Origin of the sequence: Paenibacillus polymyxa, from assembly GCF_015710975.1 — a bacterium.
GTDB lineage: Bacteria > Bacillota > Bacilli > Paenibacillales > Paenibacillaceae > Paenibacillus > Paenibacillus polymyxa.
On sequence record NZ_CP049783.1, the window covers coordinates 2,726,380 to 2,746,826 of the forward strand.

The 20,447-nt window shown below is 47.0% G+C and carries 17 protein-coding genes and 1 pseudogene; 17 read left to right on the plus strand and 1 reads right to left on the minus strand.

Going from position 1 to position 20,447, the window contains the following annotated elements; translation table 11 throughout:
- Nucleotides 1-378 precede the first annotated feature (378 nt).
- The 3 genes from G7035_RS12125 (at nt 379) to G7035_RS12135 (ending at nt 5,897) form a co-directional block, all read left to right on the plus strand.
- Nucleotides 379-3,303, plus strand: a complete 2,925-nt coding sequence (locus G7035_RS12125) for a glycosyl hydrolase (RefSeq protein ID WP_019688666.1) — start codon at nt 379-381, stop codon at nt 3,301-3,303.
- 42 nt (nt 3,304-3,345) lie between these two features.
- Nucleotides 3,346-3,975 carry a class I SAM-dependent methyltransferase gene (locus G7035_RS12130; protein ID WP_019688665.1) on the plus strand — a complete coding sequence of 210 codons (630 nt, stop codon included), beginning with the start codon at nt 3,346-3,348 and terminating at the stop codon, nt 3,973-3,975.
- A gap of 803 nt (nt 3,976-4,778) precedes the next feature.
- Entirely contained in the window at nt 4,779-5,897 is a 1,119-nt protein-coding gene (locus G7035_RS12135) for a slipin family protein (RefSeq protein ID WP_016820390.1), read from the plus strand.
- A gap of 56 nt (nt 5,898-5,953) precedes the next feature.
- Here the strand turns inward: G7035_RS12135 and G7035_RS12140 are convergent, their stop codons facing one another.
- Nucleotides 5,954-6,367 carry a chemotaxis protein CheW gene (locus G7035_RS12140; RefSeq protein ID WP_017425579.1) on the minus strand — a complete coding sequence of 138 codons (414 nt, stop codon included), beginning with the start codon at nt 6,365-6,367 and terminating at the stop codon, nt 5,954-5,956.
- Nucleotides 6,368-6,641: 274 nt separating this feature from the next.
- On the opposite strand from G7035_RS12140, the pseudogene G7035_RS12145 reads away from it, so the two are divergent.
- The 14 genes and pseudogenes from G7035_RS12145 (at nt 6,642) to G7035_RS12210 (ending at nt 20,400) form a co-directional block, all read left to right on the plus strand.
- Nucleotides 6,642-7,368 (plus strand): annotated as a pseudogene (locus tag G7035_RS12145) (sugar-binding transcriptional regulator).
- Between the two features lie 210 nt (nt 7,369-7,578).
- A complete protein-coding gene (gene deoC / locus G7035_RS12150; RefSeq protein WP_016820387.1) occupies nt 7,579-8,241 on the plus strand; it encodes a deoxyribose-phosphate aldolase in 663 nt (220 codons plus the stop codon).
- Nucleotides 8,242-8,271: 30 nt separating this feature from the next.
- Nucleotides 8,272-8,667, plus strand: coding sequence for a cytidine deaminase (locus G7035_RS12155; RefSeq protein ID WP_016820386.1), 396 nt, complete (start codon nt 8,272-8,274; stop codon nt 8,665-8,667).
- 75 nt (nt 8,668-8,742) lie between these two features.
- Entirely contained in the window at nt 8,743-9,921 is a 1,179-nt protein-coding gene (locus tag G7035_RS12160) for a NupC/NupG family nucleoside CNT transporter (RefSeq protein ID WP_016820385.1), read from the plus strand.
- A gap of 29 nt (nt 9,922-9,950) precedes the next feature.
- The gene (deoB, locus tag G7035_RS12165) at nt 9,951-11,135 is read left to right on the plus strand and encodes a phosphopentomutase (RefSeq protein WP_019688663.1); all 1,185 of its coding nucleotides are present in this window, start codon (nt 9,951-9,953) and stop codon (nt 11,133-11,135) included.
- A 90-nt stretch (nt 11,136-11,225) separates the two neighbouring features.
- Nucleotides 11,226-11,933, plus strand: a complete 708-nt coding sequence (gene deoD, locus G7035_RS12170; protein WP_019688662.1) for a purine-nucleoside phosphorylase — start codon at nt 11,226-11,228, stop codon at nt 11,931-11,933.
- 32 nt (nt 11,934-11,965) lie between these two features.
- Complete coding sequence (locus G7035_RS12175) at nt 11,966-13,267, plus strand: pyrimidine-nucleoside phosphorylase (protein ID WP_019688661.1); 1,302 nt, start codon at nt 11,966-11,968, stop codon at nt 13,265-13,267.
- Between the two features lie 154 nt (nt 13,268-13,421).
- The gene (locus G7035_RS12180) at nt 13,422-14,471 is read left to right on the plus strand and encodes a leucine-rich repeat domain-containing protein (protein WP_019688660.1); all 1,050 of its coding nucleotides are present in this window, start codon (nt 13,422-13,424) and stop codon (nt 14,469-14,471) included.
- 47 nt (nt 14,472-14,518) lie between these two features.
- Complete coding sequence (locus G7035_RS12185; RefSeq protein ID WP_019688659.1) at nt 14,519-15,016, plus strand: hypothetical protein; 498 nt, start codon at nt 14,519-14,521, stop codon at nt 15,014-15,016.
- 116 nt (nt 15,017-15,132) lie between these two features.
- Nucleotides 15,133-15,813 carry a hypothetical protein gene (locus tag G7035_RS12190; RefSeq protein WP_016820378.1) on the plus strand — a complete coding sequence of 227 codons (681 nt, stop codon included), beginning with the start codon at nt 15,133-15,135 and terminating at the stop codon, nt 15,811-15,813.
- A 367-nt stretch (nt 15,814-16,180) separates the two neighbouring features.
- Nucleotides 16,181-17,245: a sulfate ABC transporter substrate-binding protein gene (locus G7035_RS12195; protein ID WP_019688658.1), complete on the plus strand. Its 1,065-nt coding sequence runs from the start codon at nt 16,181-16,183 to the stop codon at nt 17,243-17,245.
- Between the two features lie 79 nt (nt 17,246-17,324).
- Nucleotides 17,325-18,158, plus strand: a complete 834-nt coding sequence (cysT, locus tag G7035_RS12200) for a sulfate ABC transporter permease subunit CysT (RefSeq protein WP_019688657.1) — start codon at nt 17,325-17,327, stop codon at nt 18,156-18,158.
- A gap of 73 nt (nt 18,159-18,231) precedes the next feature.
- Entirely contained in the window at nt 18,232-19,107 is an 876-nt protein-coding gene (cysW, locus tag G7035_RS12205; protein WP_013373166.1) for a sulfate ABC transporter permease subunit CysW, read from the plus strand.
- Nucleotides 19,108-19,269: 162 nt separating this feature from the next.
- The gene (locus G7035_RS12210; protein ID WP_019688656.1) at nt 19,270-20,400 is read left to right on the plus strand and encodes an aminotransferase class V-fold PLP-dependent enzyme; all 1,131 of its coding nucleotides are present in this window, start codon (nt 19,270-19,272) and stop codon (nt 20,398-20,400) included.
- Nucleotides 20,401-20,447: the final 47 nt, after the last annotated feature.

Sequence of the window (20,447 nt, forward strand, 5' to 3'; positions counted from 1 at the left end):
CTCATTGATTCAAAAACTTATAAATTCAAAAGAACAGAGGATCTGAAGGGCTAAAAAGGCCTGGAGGATTCTTTTTTTATATACTAAACGTTTATTAGGGTGAATGGTTAATGGGGTGAATAACTCATAAGGTGAACGTCTTATGGGGTGAAATCAAAATGACATAATTACTTAATACAAAATGACATGATTTTTGGGTTTTTCGTCCTGGTTTCTTGTGTATTTTTAGAGACTTTCGCCTCGTTTAGTTAGATTTTAGAAATATAAGGATTGACCTGGAAATAGAGATCAAGCACAATGAAGTTGAATTCAGCTTGGAAGAAAAGGGAAAAGCCTTGCAGGGAAAGGGATAAGAGAATTCAAAGGAGGATGTTGGTTGTGAAAAAAATGATATTATGCTTGTTAAGTGCCAGTCTGATATGTTTAGCTGCACCGGTTTCTACTAAAGCCTTTTCGGGTGAGGTCACACAAGGCACAGGCTCCTATTCAACCACACTACCTGCCGGAGCAGCTACACCGCAAAACGAAATTTATAAGACAGCGAATGTAACTAGCCCAATGCCTACTAACGACTGGTGGAGCAGTCTGGCCTGGGTGCCCTACTCCGAGGCTCAATATCCGCATCCACTTGCCTTGAAAAATCAGCAAAACGGTCTGCGCATCTTTAACCCAAGCGGTAAAATTACGGTGAATCCGGGATACATTGCAGGCTGGATGGATGATGTGAATGATTTTACCATCGGACATTCTGAAAGCGCTTCATTTCCGGATGCCAAGGTGGATGGCTTCAGTGACTGGTTTGTCAAATCGTTATTTCAAAGCGGCAGCAACAAAATGAGTGCTACCTATGGGCATGGCTCTCCTTATGTTTTTTTCGAGTTTGGCGGCGGTAATCCCAAGCTCTCGTTCAATGAGGTACCCAAGGTCTGGTCTGGCTCCGCTACCTCCCCTGTGCTTGGCATTACGATCAATGGCTCACACTATGGTCTGTTTGGTCCTTCCGGCAGCACTTGGTCTGGTCTCGGAACGAGCACTCTGATCAATCAATTGAACGGGAAAAACTATTTTACAGTGGCGGCTTTGCCTGACAATACAACGGCGACCTTGGACAAATTTCAGCAATATGCCTATTCTTTTGTTACAGACTCCAAAGCACAGTACAGCTACAACGAAGCCTCTTCCGAGGTAACAACCACCTTTACCGTTACAACAACCGCAAAACAAGGTACACAAGCGGGTACTATTTTTGCCTTATATCCACATCAGTGGAAAAACTCATCACAATCTCTACTGGGCTATACGTACAATTCTGTACGTGGTCTGATGAAAACAGCGGAAGGGGCTTCTTTTCAAACGAAGATGAAGTTTACAGGCGTGCTCCCTTCTTTGCCCGATTTGGGGTCTTATGATAAAAATAAGCTGAATAGTTATATAGACGAAGCGAAAGCGGAAGTATATTCTGGCGATGGTGACACGTACTGGACTGGAAAACGTTTGGGCAAGCTGGCAGCCTTGGCGCCAATTGCTGACCAGGTGGGCAATACCGCAGCAGCGAGCCAGTTCCGCAATGAGATTAAAAGTCGGCTACAGGACTGGTTTAAGGCCAGCGACAGCTCAGGAAACCTGAAAAGCTCGAACCTATTTGTGTACAATAGCAATTGGGGGACATTAATCGGTTATCCCGACAGCTTTGGCAGTGCGGTAGAATTAAACGACCATCATTTCCATTATGGATACTTTATTAAGGCTGCGGCCGAAATTGCACGGTTGGACAAGAGCTGGGCATCCAATTCACAATGGGGGCAGATGGTGCAGCTGCTCATTCGCGACATTGCCAATACAGACAGGTCTGATTCTAAATTTCCGTATTTACGTAATTTTGATCCCTATGCCGGTCACACCTGGGCTTCCGGTCATGCCAAATTTGGCGACGGCAACAACAATGAATCCTCCTCGGAAGCGATGAATGCTTGGGCCGGTCTGATTTTATGGGGCGAGGCGACGGAAAATACCCAAACTCGTGATCTGGGCATCTATCTATATACAACGGAAATGAATGCGATTAACGAATACTGGTTTGATGAACAAGGTACAAACACCCCTTCAGGGATGCAAAGTGCGACGGCAAGTATGATCTGGGGTGGTAAAACGGTCGGGAATGCTACATGGTGGACCAATAACCCCGCAGAGGTGCATGGCATCAACTGGCTGCCGATTACTTCTGCTTCCTTGTATCTGACACAATATCCGGAATATGCGGCTAAAAATTTTAGCAATCTGCTGCAAAAAAGTGGTGGGAATTTCAGTCCGTGGGAAGATATCGTGTATATGTACAGAGCGATTTCGGACCCGTCCGATGCCAAGGCCAAATTCAGTGCACGCGTAGCGGCGATGACACCGGAAGCTGGGAATTCCAAGGCGAATGCCTACCACTGGATTTATAACTTGGATGCTGTTGGCAACATCGACCGTAGCGTCACTGCCAATTCACCTATTTATGCCGTATTTCATAAGAACGGTGTAAAAACCTATGTGGCCTACAACTTTACCAACCAAGAGAAAATAGTAACCTTTTCAGATGGACATAGTATTACCGTGCAGCCGAACAGCTTTAATATCGGAAATGGAAACGGCGGCGGCAATCCACAACCTGATATAGAGGCCCCAACCAGCCCCGCCAATGTGCGAGCTACGGCCAAAACGGCTTCGGCGGTTACACTGGAGTGGGAGGCAGCTACAGACAATGTTGGCGTTACGGGATATATCGTGTATAAGGACGGGACTCAGGAGGCTGAGATAAACGGCACTTCCGCTTCAATTACAGGACTGAATGCAGCGACCGCTTATAGCTTTACCGTCAAGTCTCGTGATGCAGCCGGTAACCTGTCTGCGGCAAGTCGTGCTGTATCGGTAACTACGGAGGCAGCATCTGGCGGCAATGAGGGTGGCGGAGAAACGGAGGATTACACCGTACGGGCCCGCTTTGTCAGCGATCGTGAAGCACTGCTTCAATTTACCCCCAAAACAGCCTCAGCCTATGTTGACGTGCATTATACTTTATTAGGTGGGCAACAGCTCAACTACCGGATGACCAACAACGCCGGTGTTTGGGAGCAGCGGGTTAAAGACCTCACCATCGGAAAGGCCGTCAGCAATTGGTTCACCTATGAAAAGGCGGGATTGCAATATGAGACGCCTTCATTCAGCTATACCCACCAGACGGCCTCTACAACGACAGGGGTTTCCGAAATTTCCGCGATCGAGGCGTTAGACACGTTCCAGCCCGGGCTTGCTCCTGAATAAATTCGAAATTATGGATATGATAATTATAGAGGAGATAAAAGTATGACAGAATTTTGGGAATCAAGCTTTATAGAAAATCAAATGATGTGGGGCTTTGAACCTTCAGACTCAGCAATTCTGACCAAGGACTTTTTCATTGAAAAGAACGTTAAGAATATATTGATACCTGGTATTGGATATGGTAGAAATGCCAAGGTTTTTATGGACAACGGAATACATGTTACAGGTATTGAGATTTCAAAAACAGCGATTGATTTGGCAAGACAAAAAGGGCTCAATATCAGTATTTTTCATGGCTCCGTAATGGATATGCCTTTTGATAACAAGCTTTATGACGGCATATTTTGTTATGCGCTTATTCACTTATTGAATAAAAGTGAGAGAGAGAAATTTATTAAGGATTGCTATCATCAGCTAAAGCCAAATGGATATATGGTTTTTACTACTATTTCAAAGGAAGCTCCGATGTTTGGAAAGGGAAAGCAGCTAGGTAAAGACTATTTCGAGATCATGGAAGGGGTAAACATGTTTTTTTATAATGCTGACTCGATAGAACAAGAATTCGGAAAATATGGATTAACAGAAATTTCGGAAATTGTTGAGCCACATAAAAATATGGAAAGCAAACCTCCATTCAAATTTATCATGGTCAAATGTCACAAAGAGCTGTAAGTGAATGGTGAGAGAACGACATGAGGGAAGCACATATGCTTCCTCCGTGTCTTTTTTTGTTTTTTATGGGGTCGTAATACTTTCGCCATGTTCGTGAGTGCAAGGGTGCGCAATAATGATAAAGGCTGATACGGAAGATATTACCGAGGCGAGGATTTCCAAAGGTCCCGCAGTGCCTGCCCTAATCGGATCAGGTATCCTGTAAATCTGATGTATCCACCAACAATTAGGGTTCGATTCCCAATCGCCTTCCAAGCGACTTTTGGTAGAGTATTCGAATGGACGAATAAAACAATGAAAAGACCCCGATAAGAGCATCCCATGTCTGGTCTTGATGACAGATGCTGGAGCGATGGCTATGCGGTCAGCGGATACCGGAGAGAGCAAGCGCCGACAGGACCAGAGGCTACGGGAATACAGATTCACAGTCGATGTTGGGCTGGTGAATTCAATCCCCGAAACACGGGAACAGGCGGCTCCTTTCTTTTTCCTTAAGCTTGGCCCCGCCTTTCACACGGAGGGATGCTCTGCAAGGGTCCTACCCCTGCTATAACAAATAAAAATAAAGAATCCTCATTTTAAAAATGTGTTTTGACTCAACGTGCGAATAAGCGGAGCGGTCCGTTCGAATCTGGAGAAGCGAAGCGTTCGCCTTTGCACCTGAATTTTAACCCTATAAGGGGTTCATCAAATCCAAAAATTCAGGAGCAACAGCGATCGGAAGATCAAATGGAACGTGGAGCCGCTACACGCGGAAAATGTACATTTTTAAGTTGAGGATTTTTAACACTAGGAGTGATACGATGTTTAAGAAGATAACGATTAAAGCCGATGAGCGCGGACTGCTGTTCAAAAAAGGAAGCTACCACAAGTTGTTGCTCCCAGGTACCTACCTATTGAAGACATTTCAGCAGGAAGCTGTTGAAATTTTGAATGTAGCCGAATCATTTTTTGTACCAGATCATGATATTCGTTTGTTTTTGACAGATCCTCTATTGCTGGAGCAATTGACTGTCATCGATGTAGAGGATCATGAATATGTGCTGCATTATGAGGATAATCGGTTTGTAGAACTGCTGACAGCAGGGAAATATGCATTTTGGAACATGCTTAAGGAGCATCGTTTTGTTCGAGCAGATACCCGGCAGCCTGCAATTGATAAGGCTTTGGGGCAAGCATTCTTGTCCAAGACACCGGGCTTCTGGAAAGCCCTTCAGGTGGCCAGTCATGAATTGGGGTTTTTGTATTACGATAATGTGCTGCAAGGTGAACTGAAACCGGGCAAATATTATTTCTGGTTGTCCACGGTGAATACAGAGATCAAAACATTAGATATGCGACAGCAGCAGATGGACCTGATGGGGCAGGAAATCATGACTGAAGACAAAATCACGCTGCGCCTTAACTTCGTCTGTCAGTACCGGATCATCGAGCCGCTACGGGCGTTGGAATTCAGAGCATACGAGGAACAAATATACATTATGCTTCAACTGCTGCTGCGTGAATACGTGGGCACAATGAAGCTGGATGATTTGCTGAAAATGAAGCAGGAGATCGCGGAATATGTCTTGACACGACTGAATGAGCAGAGCGGTGAATATGGGGTTACTTTTACATCCGCAGGGGTGAAGGATATTATTTTGCCGGGGGATATCAAGGATATTCTGAATACGGTGCTATTGGCAGAGAAGAAGGCACAAGCCAACCTCATCACACGACGTGAAGAGACGGCATCCACTCGTAGTTTGCTCAATACGGCCAAGCTGATGGACGAAAACTCCACCCTCTATCGTCTCAAAGAGCTGGAATTCATGGAAAAAATCTGCGAGAAGATTGGTACGATATCGCTGACTGGCGGAAATACGCTGCTGGAGCAGCTAAACACGTTGGTTCATATGAAAGAGGGGCAGGGACTCCAATAACGGAAAATACTCCCGAACGATGAGTGCAAGCTGGCTCAAGGTTCGGGAGTATTTTTTTAATTCGTCTTGGTGGATGCGAGAAAAGCGTCCATATCGATCACCGGAATGAGAGTACCCCGATGCTCCATCACAGTAGGAAACAATTCGCGTTGCCATTCTTCCTCATTGCTTTGTAGCTGACTGTCTTCAGCAGATGCCGTATCCTCCACCTGATCGACAAGCAGGGCAATCTTCGCACGACTGAGCAAAATCATTTTGTCCTCGGAGGAGTCGCTCGATGCGGGAAGAAACAGTTTTTTGCGAAGATTAAGGATTGTAAATACATCGCCACGAATGGTCACCATTCCTTCATGCCATGCTTCGGAAAAGGGGAGCGGTGTCCCTTTTTTGGCATTCATAACTTCTTCGACTTCCAGAAAGTTTAACGCGAACTTCTTGTCCGCCAGACTGCACACAATATATTCAGACATAACAATTCTCCTTACATATTCAGATAAGTCCATCACAAGTTGTGAACTAGCGGTAAATTGGGTTAACTATTGCGTTTTGACAGATGGAACGATAAAGTGGAGGATGCGGTAAAATGGTTTTAGTTAATCACAGAATATCACAAACGAGCAGTTAAATCTTCCAAAATAACAACCAACCGGACAAGGCGGGCTTCGAGTTTCCCTTCATATATAATGTTTGGAGCTGAGGTCGTGTCCGATGCACTACATTTTAAGATAAGCGGGTTGAGGTAGAATGGATCATGAAAAGCAGCGGTTAAGTATCGAGGCAGCCAGATTATACTATCTGAACGACTATAGCCAGCAGGATATCGCGGTCAGACTCGGAGTTTCGCGGCCTACGGTATCGCGGTTACTTCAGGCTGCCAAGGAACAGGGATACGTGCGGATCAGTATTGTGGACCCCATGGAGGATATGGACGCGCTCGGAGAGCAGGTGAAAAAGAAATACGGGCTGGATACCGTGCTGGTCTGTTATTCGCCATTAAATGAATATCAGGAGATCAAGAAGCATATTAGCAAAAAAGCAGCCGACTATTTGCATGAAACGGTACAGGATGCTGATATTATTGGAGTGACATGGGGAACAACCATGCATGCGGTGGCGCTTCATCTCCAGCAAAAGCAGGTCAAGGGAGTTGAGGTGGTTCAGCTCAAAGGAGGCGTAAGCCATTCGCATGTCAACACTTATGCCGTGGAAACCGTGAATTTGTTCGCAGAAGCCTTTAACACCATAGCTCGGTATTTGCTCGCGCTTTTTTGACGATGAGGGCAACATATGCAGTCAGGAAATCAACAGCCGTACCGTTGGAATTGATTTACCTGAGCTGCGAAAGAAGGAGAAGTCCATCCTTGTAGCTGGAGGCCAGCGCAAAGTAGAGGCCATTCGGGCATCACTGCGCGGCAAGTATGCGAATATCTTGGTGACGGATCAGTTTACAGCACAAGCACTTTTGCAATAGAACCTGTGGGTCTCAATTTCAATTAAACATGGTTACGGTGTGTGCCTACAGGGTAACATGAATTGTAGGTGAACGGCCTGTGTACAAGCGTGAACATAATTTCAAAATGTGTTTTACATATGTTCAGAGCCGTGCTATGATGATCTCATCACAGAGAAATAAATGATTCATTTTCTTCACACTATTTATTAAATGAAGGAGCCTTTAGATATGAACATTGCAGCATTAATCGACCATACATTGTTGCGTGCAGATGCGACGAAGGATGAAATTACAAAACTGACTGCTGAGGCAAAAAAATACCAGTTTGCTTCTGTATGTGTGAATCCGGCGTGGGTAGCTTATGCAGCCGAACAGCTCGCAGGCACAGGCGTGGCTATCTGTACGGTTATCGGATTTCCACTGGGAGCCAATACATCGGCAACGAAAGCGTTTGAAACCAAAGATGCTATTGCTAACGGTGCAACTGAAATTGATATGGTAATTAACATAGGCGCTTTGAAGGCGCGTGATGTACAGCTTGTCGAGCAGGATATCCGTGCAGTTGTGGAAGCGGCTGCGGGTACACTGGTAAAAGTAATTATCGAAACCTGCCTGCTGACAGACGAAGAGAAGGTACTGGCGTGTGAGCTGTCCGTCAAAGCCGGAGCAAATTTTGTGAAAACTTCGACGGGTTTCTCTACAGGTGGAGCTACTGTGGAAGACGTAGCGTTGATGCGCAAGACAGTAGGACCTGATATTGGTGTTAAAGCTTCTGGCGGCGTACGCAGCCTGGAGGACGTACAAAAATTAGTAGAAGCTGGCGCAAGTCGGATCGGTGCAAGTTCCGGTGTGAAAATCATCGAGGGCGAGCAATCTACATCTTCCTACTAAGTTTATTTTAAAGTCATGGAGGGATTCGCGATGAAGGATCAATTGATTCAGAAAGCGCTTGAGGCGCGTAATCAGGCATATGTTCCGTATTCGAATTTTCAAGTGGGTGCTGCGGTTCTTGGGAGCGATGGCACGATTTATCACGGATGCAATGTGGAAAATGCCTCCTACGGCTTATGTAATTGTGCAGAGCGGACAGCGATTTTCAAAATGGTATCCGAAGGCTGCCGAAAAATTGATTCGATTGCGGTAGCAGCTGATACGGAAGGTCCTGTGTCTCCATGTGGGGCCTGTCGTCAGGTCATTTCCGAATTTGCTCATCAAGATACCAAAATTTATCTGACAAACCTTCATGGCAATACGGAAGAGTGGACGGTGGATCAATTACTGCCGGGTGCCTTTCGACCTGCGGATCTGGGGAAATAAAAAAAAGAATGCCTCTTTGGGGCGCATTCTTTTTATGGGCAATGTAAGCGCTTAATGTAATGAGGGGGAATTGAAATGAAATATGTAATCGCTTTGGTGGGATTGCTCGTTGTATTTGCACTTACTTACGTTGCCAGCAGTGACAAGCGTAAAATCAGGTATCGTCCGCTGATAGTTATGGTTGTTCTGCAAGCAGCGCTTGCTTTCGTATTGCTGAACACAGAGATTGGTGAAATTCTAGTCAAAGGTTTTGCAAAAGGTTTTAATAGTCTGATTGGTTATGCTATGGAAGGGATTAACTTCGTTTTTGGCGGAATTGCGAATGAAGGAGCAGCACCGTTCTTTATCGGTGTACTGCTGCCAATCGTGTTCATATCCGCACTGATTGGGATTTTACAATATGTAAAAGTGCTGCCTTTCATTATTAAATATATCGGACTTGTCTTGAGCAAAGTAAACGGAATGGGTAAACTGGAATCCTACAACGCTGTAGCTTCGGCTATCTTGGGTCAATCCGAGGTGTTTATTTCCGTTAAGAAACAAATTGGTCTGCTGCCAAAACATCGGCTGTATACATTGTGTGCATCTGCGATGTCTACGGTGTCCATGTCGATTGTGGGAGCCTACATGCAAATGTTGAACCCCAAATATGTAGTTACCGCATTGGTGCTGAACCTGTTTGGCGGCTTTATTATCGCTTCCATTATTAATCCGTACAAGATTGAGAAGGAAGACGATTTACTGGAGGTTCAAGAGGAAGAGAAGCAGTCCTTCTTCGAAATGCTCGGGGAATATATTATGGATGGTTTCAAGGTTGCTATTACGGTAGCTGCGATGCTGATCGGTTTTGTGGCGCTGATTGCCATGGTTAACGGTATTTTCTCATGGTTGTTTGGAATCAGCTTTCAGGCGCTGCTTGGTTATGTGTTTGCGCCGTTCGCCTTTGTTATGGGGATTCCGTGGAATGAGGCAGTGCAGGCGGGCAGCATTATGGCTACTAAGCTCGTATCCAACGAATTTGTGGCCATGCTGGATCTGACCAAACAAACAGGCTTGTCCGAGCGTACGGTCGGAATCGTATCGGTATTCCTCGTATCTTTTGCAAACTTCTCATCCATCGGTATCATTTCTGGGGCTGTGAAGGGTCTGCATGAAAAACAGGGAAATGTAGTGGCCCGTTTTGGTCTGAAGCTGTTGTACGGAGCGACGCTGGTTAGCGTGCTGTCGGCAACGATTGCAGGGTTGTTTTTGTAAAAAAAACAGCGAATCAGGAAAGGATTTTTATGATGTCTAAATTTAAACGGATTCACTTGGTCGTTATGGACTCGGTTGGTATCGGCGAAGCACCGGATGCTGCCCAGTTTGATGATTATGATGTAGATACACTTGGTCATATTGCGCGCGAACGCGGCGGTCTGAACATGCCGAATATGGGTAAGCTCGGTCTGTCCAACATTCGTCACATAGAAGGGGTACCGGTGGCCGATAAGCCACTCGCATATTACACCAAAATGCAGGAAGCCTCCAACGGCAAGGACACAATGACAGGTCATTGGGAAATCATGGGGTTGAATATTGCAGTTCCTTTCCGTGTATTCCCGGATGGATTTCCAGATGAGCTGATCCAGCGCATTGAGGAGCATACAGGTCGTAAAGTTATTGGCAACAAGCCAGCCAGTGGCACGGAAATCATTGACGAACTGGGCGAAGAACACGTCAAAACAGGTGCACTCATCATCTATACCTCAGCAGATTCAGTGTTGCAAATTGCGGCACACGAGGAAGTTGTACCTTTGAAGGAGCTCTATGAGATTTGTGAGTTCTGTCGTAAAATCACGCTGGAAGATCCGTACATGCTGGGTCGCATTATTGCCCGTCCGTTCGTAGGTGAAGCAGGGAACTTCTCTCGTACCTCCAATCGACATGACTATGCGCTCAAGCCATTTGGTCGTACCACAATGAACGAGCTGAAGGATGCAGGTCTGGATGTAATCGCCTTGGGTAAAATCTCTGACATTTATGACGGCGAGGGTGTAACGAAAGCAGTGCGCACAGTGTCCAACATGGACGGCATGGATAAGCTAGTGGCTACGCTGGACGAGGAATTCACCGGATTAAGCTTCTTAAATTTGGTGGACTTTGATGCTGTATACGGCCACCGCCGTGATCCGCAGGGGTACGGTCAAGCCTTGGACGATTACGATGCCCGTCTGCCCGAGGTATTCGCCAAAATGAATGATGACGATCTGCTGATCATCACCGCAGACCATGGGAATGACCCAACATATCGCGGAACGGATCATACTCGCGAATATGTGCCTTTGCTGGCATATTCCCCTCGTTTTGCTGCTGGAGGCAAGGAACTGGCGGTTCGCAAGACGTTTGCGGATATTGGGGCGACCGTAGCGGATAACTTTGGTGTAAAACTGCCTGAACACGGAACTAGCTTTTTGGCAGAGCTTCAGTAATCTAGACGCCAGCAAGAGTGCAGGCAGGATGATTAGTAACGATATGAGTAACAATATGAGCATGGACAAATGGGACGGAGGAATAAAAACATGAGTGTACACATTGGAGCCAAACCTGGAGAAATTGCAGAAACGATTTTGCTACCAGGAGACCCGCTACGGGCGAAATTTATCGCTGAAACGTATCTGGAGGATGTGACCTGCTACAACGAGGTACGCGGAATGCTCGGATTCACGGGAACGTACCAAGGCAAACGTCTGTCTGTACAGGGAACCGGGATGGGGCTGCCTTCCATCAGTATTTATGTCAACGAACTGATTAGCGAGTATGGTGTGAAAAACTTGTTCCGTGTGGGTACTTGCGGCGGAATGAAGGAGCATGTGCACGTTCGTGACGTCATTTTGGCACAGGCATCCTGTACAGATTCCGGCATGAACCGCCATATCTTTGGCGGCTATGATTTCTCACCGATTGCCAGCTTCCCTCTCTTAAAGGGCGCTTATGATCGCGGTGTTGCCAAAGGCTTGAACATGCATGTCGGCAACGTATTCAGCTCAGACAGCTTCTACCGTGATGACAAATCAGTGGTACAAAAGATGATGGAATACGGCGTGCTGGGTGTGGAGATGGAGACTTCGGCTTTATACACGCTGGCAGCCAAGTTTGGTGTAAACGCACTGACCATTCTGACGGTAAGTGATCATTTGCTGACAGGTGAAGAAACGACGGCAGAGGAACGGCAAACCACGTTTAAAGAAATGATGGAAGTTGCACTGGATACAGCAGTATCCCTGTAAACGATCATACGCACAGTGAGGAGAAATGACATATGAGAATGGTAGACTTGATTGAAAAAAAACGTGACGGAAAAGAACTGAGCACTGAGGAAATTAACTTTATTATCCAAGGCTATACTCAGGGTGAAATTCCTGATTATCAGGTCAGTGCATTGGCGATGTCTATTTTCTTCAAAGATATGAACGAACGGGAACGTGCTGATTTGACCATGGCAATGGTTCATTCAGGAGATACGATTGATTTGTCCGCAATTGAAGGTGTAAAGGTCGATAAGCACTCCACTGGTGGTGTGGGTGATACGACCACACTGGTACTGGCTCCGCTTGTAGCAGCCTTAGACATTCCAGTAGCGAAAATGTCAGGTCGCGGCCTTGGGCACACGGGCGGAACGATCGACAAGCTGGAGGCCATTGCAGGCTTTCACGTGGAGATCACTAAGGATGAATTCGTAGATTTGGTGAATCGCAGCAAAATTGCGGTCGTCGGACAAAGTGGCAACCTAACTCCTGCGGATAAAAAATTGTATGCTTTGCGTGATGTTACAGCAACGGTAAATTCGATTCCGCTGATTGCCAGCTCGATTATGAGTAAGAAAATCGCTGCCGGCTCTGATGCCATCGTACTGGATGTCAAGACAGGTGCGGGGGCATTCATGAAAACAGTAGAAGATGCCAAAGAACTGGCACATGCCATGGTAAGCATCGGGAACAATGTGGGTCGCAAGACTATGGCGGTTATTTCCGACATGAGCCAACCGTTAGGGCTGGCCATCGGGAACTCGCTGGAAGTTAAAGAAGCAATTGATACATTGCGCGGGGAAGGACCCAAAGATCTGGAAGAGTTGTGTATGGCTTTGGGCAGTCAGATGGTATTTTTGGCTGGGAAAGCAGACTCTCTCGAAGACGCTGAAGAGAAGCTCAAAGAGGTCATTCGTAACGGCAAAGCACTGGAGAAATTCAAAGAGTTTATTGCAAATCAGGGCGGCGACGCTTCTGTAGTGGATCATCCAGAACGGTTGCCACAGGCGCAGTATCTTATTGAAGTACCTGCAAAGCAGGACGGTGTGGTAGCTGAAATTGTGGCAGACGAAATCGGTACCGCTGCGATGCTGCTGGGAGCAGGTCGTGCGACCAAAGAATCCGAGATTGATTTGGCTGTCGGCTTGATGCTGAACAAAAAAGTCGGCGATGCAGTTCAAAAAGGCGATTCGCTGGTTACTATCCATGCCAACCGTGAAGACGTAGATCAAGTGCTGGAGAAAATCTACGCAAATATCCGTATTGCGGATCACGCGGAAGCACCCGTGCTGATCTACGGAACGGTGACAGAATAATATGTAAGCTGTATTTGCGGCTTATCTAGATAGAGAGCCATCGTATGGATTCCTTTGAACAAGTTTGAAAAATATGACAGCCAGACTCATAATAGATTATGAGTTTGGCTTTTTTTTATTGTCAGGGCGCAGGACAGCACAGAGGAGGAGAGACATGTTCCGATTATACAGCGATGTTCGTGGGACAGCTTATGAAAGACTGATTGATTATGCTATGGAACGGGCAGATACATTTATGCTAGGCGTACATAACTGGGTAACTGAGGATGACAATGGAGTCGCCAACAAGGATGTTTTGTTCGAGAAATTGTTACAGCAATTGAATCCTTTTTTGCTGTCCACGCACTCCTATGAGGAAATGAGGGGGGAGCTTTCCATTGCCTACACACCGGGAACCTTCTACCGGTACCAATGCACGCCTGAGGCTGGAAGAGTATTAAAGCATGCGGCGTCCAGCCTGTTTTCCTGGGTGCATCCGAAATTGCCAGAAGATTTGTGTTTCCAGAATGCCGATGGAGAGGATTGGATCATTAACATAGCTCACGAACGAATCGGTAGATTGAACATGGATAAAGAAGATGCAGATGAATTAGAAAAGCTTATCCCCGGTGTGTTTATTCACAAATCTGAACATCATGGCAATATAGATATGTTTTTGAACGATGCTATTCGGCATCAACCGGATCGAGTGGAGCTCATGCGGTTTGGCTTGACGGAGATCCCGGAACGGATTAGAAAATTGCGTTCTCTGAAGCATTTGACTATCTTTGAACAGGATGTACGAACACTACCGTCTGCATTGTTTGAATTGGAATCATTGGAGTCACTGACGATTCAAGTAGCAGATTTGGAAGAGCTACCTGCTGACATTGCCAAGTTATCCCGACTCAAAAGCCTAAGAGTCAGTTGTGGATGCTATGATCGCCCGGCACCGGACTACAAGGTGATCCCCAAGGAGGAACTGGCATTCCGAAATGTACCTCCATCAATCGGAGAGCTGCATCAACTGGAGTATCTGGATATCTCGTATAGTGGAATCCGTACACTCCCCCCTGAGATACAAAACCTGAGGAATCTGCGTTCCTTGGACATTGTGAACGGATTGATTGAATCGGCACCCGAATTTATATATACCATGACCTGGCTGGATCGCTTTCTTATAGAAGATAAGCCGTTTCATCTGTGCAATCATGGTGACGACTGAATTCATACGACGTAGCTTCAGCATATTTTGTGTAGGAGGGATATGAAATGGTGGAAAAATGGGTTTGGATGGGTGTGGCGGGGGTGATCGTAGGTTATGTCGCTTTTGCCAATATGAGCGTTCCGACGAACACCTATACATCAACGGCGGGTGCCACGCACCAGACAGCTCCGCTTAGCATGCAGAATAAGCAAGGGGAAGCAGCGAAGCGTATCGTACATGACCAAAGAATGCAATTCGGAGGACAAGGACAAACAGAATTTAGATTTGAAGAGGGGCGCAAGCTGTATATCAGTATCAAGAATACAGGAAAGCAACCCGTACAATACAAGCTCAACAGTTCGAATGGATCAGACTTGCAAGGCACAACGAGCGGGTTTTCTAGCCGAACGTTACAGCCGGGAGAACGCCACGATCTGCTGTTTATCAAGCCAGAGGGGCAGAATGAGGCTGCAAATGGCTCCTTGAAAGAGCTGATTTTGAAAGTAAGTACGGACGACGGATCACGAGGAGACATTAAAACCTTCGCATATATTACACTGTAAGCTCCTTCCAGAATGGGCACGACATGCGGTCATTAGTCTACTTATGTTACAATAGAACGGTTGAAGACTTAATGAACAGAATAGGTCAGAGTAGAAAGCAGAAAGGATGACCCGTTGTGCCCAAAAAACATGAATCCGATAATCACAAAATGTCACGGAGGCTGTCACTTACAGCCATTTTACTTACACTTACATTTGTAGCTCTTACTGGCTGCGGCCAGGATAATAATGCTGAACCGAGTGATGCGGGAAGCAGTACAAGCATGATCGAGAACAGTGCTGGAGGCAATCAGAGCAGTTCAGCACAAAATGACAAAGCAGCTAAAGAGAGCGAGAGTGCAGAAAACAGCGGTACTGATGCGAAAAAGTCACCTTCCGTCCCAGCTCCTTCAAAGGATACATCTTCTGCTCCGGCAGCCTCCAATGCATCTCAAAATCCTTTTGAGGTAGCAGGTATTCAAGATCCTAAAGCATTTTTGAACACATTCAAAGCGTTGCAGAAGGCTGTTGCCGACAATGATAAGGAGAAGGTAGCCAATTTTATTTTGTACCCTCTGCGTGTCAATGATAGTGAAAAGTCGCTAACGATTCCGAACAAGAAAGATTTTCTGGCTAAATATGATCAGATTTTTACGGACGCGATTCGTGAGGCGCTGGTGAACCAAAAGACAGATGAGTTGTTTGTTAATTATCAGGGCGTTATGGTGGGATCGGGTGAGCTGTGGCTGAGAAGAGCTACGGACAATCCGAAGCATTTTGGAGTCTTTTCGATCAATCTTGAAACGGTAGCCAACTAAGTCGTATTCCACGTGTGCCCATGCCCTCTAGGCGGTCGGAAACGTATACCATGTTTCTGACTGTCCCCCCTTGAAGAAAGCGATTTATAGATCATCCCATTCCAAAAAAAAGGTTTGACATCCCTCATAAACTCTCGTATTATATCCATATAACTCATTAAACAGGTAGGAATTAAAGAATTAAAGTAGAACCTCGCCATTCTGGCGGAGAACCTCTAGGAACAGCAGGCAGACACTGTACACGTGACAGGTTTGACCTATCAGGGCTGCATCAGGGAATTCTCCGCCCTTTTTTTTGATTGTGTCTGTAAATAACAGGCGTAAATGAATGTGTATTTACAAATTACATAGAATGAGGGGTGTCTTGATGAAGAGGAATTATAAAACTGGACTTATTCTCGGACTATCTTTGGTTTTAACGATGGTGCTAAGTGCTTGCGGGGCAAGCAAGGAAGGGATGCAAGCGGATGGTAGCTCTGCTTCCGGCTCCAAGGACGTGGAGTTGCTCAATGTTTCTTATGATCCGACCCGTGAGTTGTATGAGGCATATAATAAAGCGTTTGCCGCCCATTGGGAGAAGGAGAAAGGACAGAAGGTTACGATCAAGCAATCCCACGGGGGATCTGGCAAGCAAAGCCGCTCTGTGCAGGACGGGCTGGATGCAGACGTGGTTACACTGGCTCTGGGCTATGATATTGATGCGTTACAGGAGAAAGGGCTTGTTAAAGAGGGATGGCAAAGTAAATATGAGCATAACAGTTCCCCGTACACATCAACCATCGTGTTATTGGTACGTAAAGGGAACCCGAAGGGGATCAAGGACTGGGACGATTTAACCCGCGGCGATGTACAGGTCATTACGCCAAATCCTAAAACATCGGGCGGAGCCCGCTGGAACTATCTTGCAGCCTGGGCCTATGCGCTCAAAAAGAGCAATAACGATGAAGCCAAAGCCCAGCAGTTTGTACAGGAGCTGTATAAGCATGTGCCGGTACTGGATAGCGGAGCACGTGGAGCGACGACGACTTTCGTAGAGCGTGGAATTGGCGATGTGCTGATCGCTTGGGAAAATGAAGCACTGCTGTCTGTGAAGGAGCTAGGTGCGGATAAATTCGATATCGTATATCCGTCGATCAGTATTTTGGCTGAACCTCCGGTAGCGGTGGTTGATAAAGTGGTAGATAAAAAAGGTACACGCGAGGTGGCGGACGCGTACCTGAAATATTTGTACAGTGAAGAAGGGCAGACCATTGCTGCCGAAAATTATTATCGCCCCACATTAGAGAGTGTGACGGCAAAGTACAAGGATCAATTTCCTAATCTGGAGCTTGTAACCTTGAAGGATGTATTCGGGACATGGAAAGAGACACAGCAAAAGCATTTTAGCGACAAGGGGATTTTTGACCAGATTTATGTACCTGGTAGTTCATAACATAAGTGAAGTGTATAGGCGAGAGGATCAGTTGACGCGAGTGCCATAGTCAAAGGATGCAGAGAGGGATGGACAGAACATGAGTCAAATGCAAGCCACCCGAAAACGCGTACTTCCCGGTTTCGGGTTAACGATGGGTTATAGTGTGCTGTATCTCAGTCTGGTGGTGCTGGTGCCATTATCAGCACTGCTCCTGAATTCAACCGGGCTGACGTGGGGGAAATTTTGGGACGTGGCGACGGATGCCAGAGTGCTGGCTTCCTACAAGGTGAGCTTTTTGTGTGCCGCAGCCGCGGCGCTGATCGATCTGTTTCTCGGTTTATTGATCGCCTGGGTACTGGTGCGTTATGAGTTTCCAGGGAAACGAATGTTTGATGCGGTCATCGATCTGCCCTTTGCATTGCCCACGGCGGTGGCAGGGGTTGCGTTGACCGCTCTATATGCACAGAACGGCTGGATCGGCTCAATGTTCGAACCGCTTGGGTGGAAAATGGCATACTCACAGACAGGGATTACGCTCGCGTTGATGTTTATTGGCATTCCGTTCGTTGTACGGACAGTTCAGCCGGTGCTGGAGGAGCTGGACAAGGATGAGGAAGAGGTGGCTGCTACGCTGGGAGCGGGCAGATGGCGTACCTTCCGCAGCGTTATTGTGCCGGAGCTGGTACCCCCGCTGCTGACGGGTTTTGCGCTTGCCTTTGCCCGCGGCATTGGCGAGTACGGATCTGTCGTCTTCATTTCTGGCAATATGCCGATGAAGACCGAGATTGCTCCGCTGCTCATTATGTCCAAGCTGGAGCAAAATGACTACGCAGGGGCTACGGCGGTGGCATTGATGCTGTTGGTCATTTCGTTCGTACTGTTATTCGTGATTAACAGTTTTCAGCGCTGGTCACGGCGCCGTGCAGTCTAACGCAAATGTCTAACGTTAGCATGCAGACAGCAGAGGTCTGCGCATTAACCCCGTGTTCAAGGAGGGATACATCATGTCACAAGCGATAACTGGGCAGGAGCTTGCTTCTGCACCAGTGCCTTCATCCGCACCGCCCAATAGGGTTACAACCGAAGCCCCTTGGGTCAAGTGGACGCTCATTGGTGCTGCTTTTTTAGCTTTGCTCTGGGTGTTGGTATTGCCGCTAATCGTCGTGCTTACCGAAGCACTCAAGCAGGGATGGAGCGTATACGTTGAAGCGCTACGGGACCCGGATGCCATGTCCGCATTGCGCTTGACGCTGCTGGTGGCAGCGATAACGGTTCCGCTGAATACGGTATTTGGTGTAGCGGCCGCCTGGCTGATCACAAAATTTCATTTTCGCGGCAAAGGTGTGCTGGTCACCTTGATTGATTTACCCTTTGCGATCTCGCCTGTCGTCGGAGGACTGATGTATGTATTAGTGTTTGGCGCACAGGGCTGGCTTGGGCCGTGGCTGGACGAGCATGATATTAAAATTATATTTGCTTTGCCAGGCATTATTTTGGCAACGCTGTTCATTACATTTCCTTTTGTTGCGCGCGAGCTTATTCCGCTGATGGAAGATCAGGGGCAGCAGGAGGAGGAAGCGGCGGTCACACTGGGCGCACGCGGCTGGCGCATTTTCTGGAAAGTGACGCTGCCGAATATCAAATGGGGTTTGCTGTACGGCATTATTCTGTGTAATGCGAGAGCCATGGGCGAGTTTGGTGCAGTGTCCGTCGTCTCGGGACATATTCGGGGCGAGACGAATACACTTCCGCTGCATGTTGAGATTTTGTATAACGAGTATCAGTTCTCGGCATCTTTTGCGGTGGCCTCGTTGTTGCTGCTACTTGCTTTGGCAACCTTGGTGCTTAAAAGCTGGTTTGGACGCAAACGCGTGCATTAATTAATAATTGTGTATATGATCCAACAGGGCCTCTCTTTGTGTCTATCGTCTGTTAACGGCGAGAAGATGGGAAGAGAGGCCCTTGTTCTAAGGTGGCTTATATGGATAATAAAATGATCATATCAAGGCACGTTGGTGTGCCCAGGAGGAGCGAAGGGAAATATGAAACATCCGTTTCAGTCCTACCGTCAGTTGTTTCCGGTGCTGTCCTCACATATCCATGTAGGAAGCTGTTCCCAGGGGGCGATATCGAGACCGGTTTCCGCTGCCATTGAGGAATATCATCGAAGCTTGCTGCAACACGGTCATAACGGCGACCTATCTATGGCACGGTTGGAGGAGGCAAGAGGACATTTTGCCAAGCTCATCGGGGCGGAGCCTGACGAAATTGCGGTGCTGTCCTCAGCCTCTGAGGCGATTGCTGGCGTGGCCACTGCCCTTCCTTATGTACCGGGAAAAGAAGGGATTGTGTATGCAGACACCGACTTTCCAACGGTAGGACACATCTGGCAGGCACAGGAGATGTTCCGTGATCATATTTGCTGTATCCCTTCTACGGAGGGAGAAGTGACCCTAGAGCAGTATGAGGAGCATGTTACGGAGAATACTGCGCTCATTATGGTATCCCATGTGAATTATACCAACGGATTTCAGCAGGATCTCAAATCCATTGCACATATAGCTCATCGAAATCAGGCGTTACTATTCGTCGATGCCTATCAGTCTGCAGGAATGATTCCGATAGACGTAAAGGCGATGGGCATAGATATGCTGGTCGCGGGAGCACGCAAATATATGCTGGGGATACCGGGAGTGGCTTTTCTTTATATAAGTAAGGAGCGAATAGAACGCTTCAAGCCCCGTCTTACGGGCTGGCTTGGACAGGAGTCAGCCTCCCGGTTTGATATTGCTCATCCGGTTCCGGCGGCAGGAGCCCGGCGCTTTGAGACAGGATTACCTTCCTTCATTAGCATTTTTGCCGCCAATGCAGCCTTAAAGCTGCTGCTGGAAATTGGGGTCACGAACATTCAGACCTATATGAATGAGCTGTTGGACTTTTCTATTGAATATGGACGCAGCAAAGGGTTACACATACGTATACCTGATGGAGGAGGCACTTTACCAAGTCTGCTCGCTGTTGAAGTAGCCGACGTGTCGGCAGTAGAGAGGCGTTTGCGGAGCCGAAATATGATTGTGTCAGCACGAAAGGATGTTATTCGTGTGGCTCCGCATTTTTACAATACGGCAGAGGAAGTCCGACGGGTCCTAGATGAACTAGGTGGGAGTTGTTGAACAGCAAAAGCCTCTTCCAAGTAAATGGGAGCATAGCATTTCCCTTT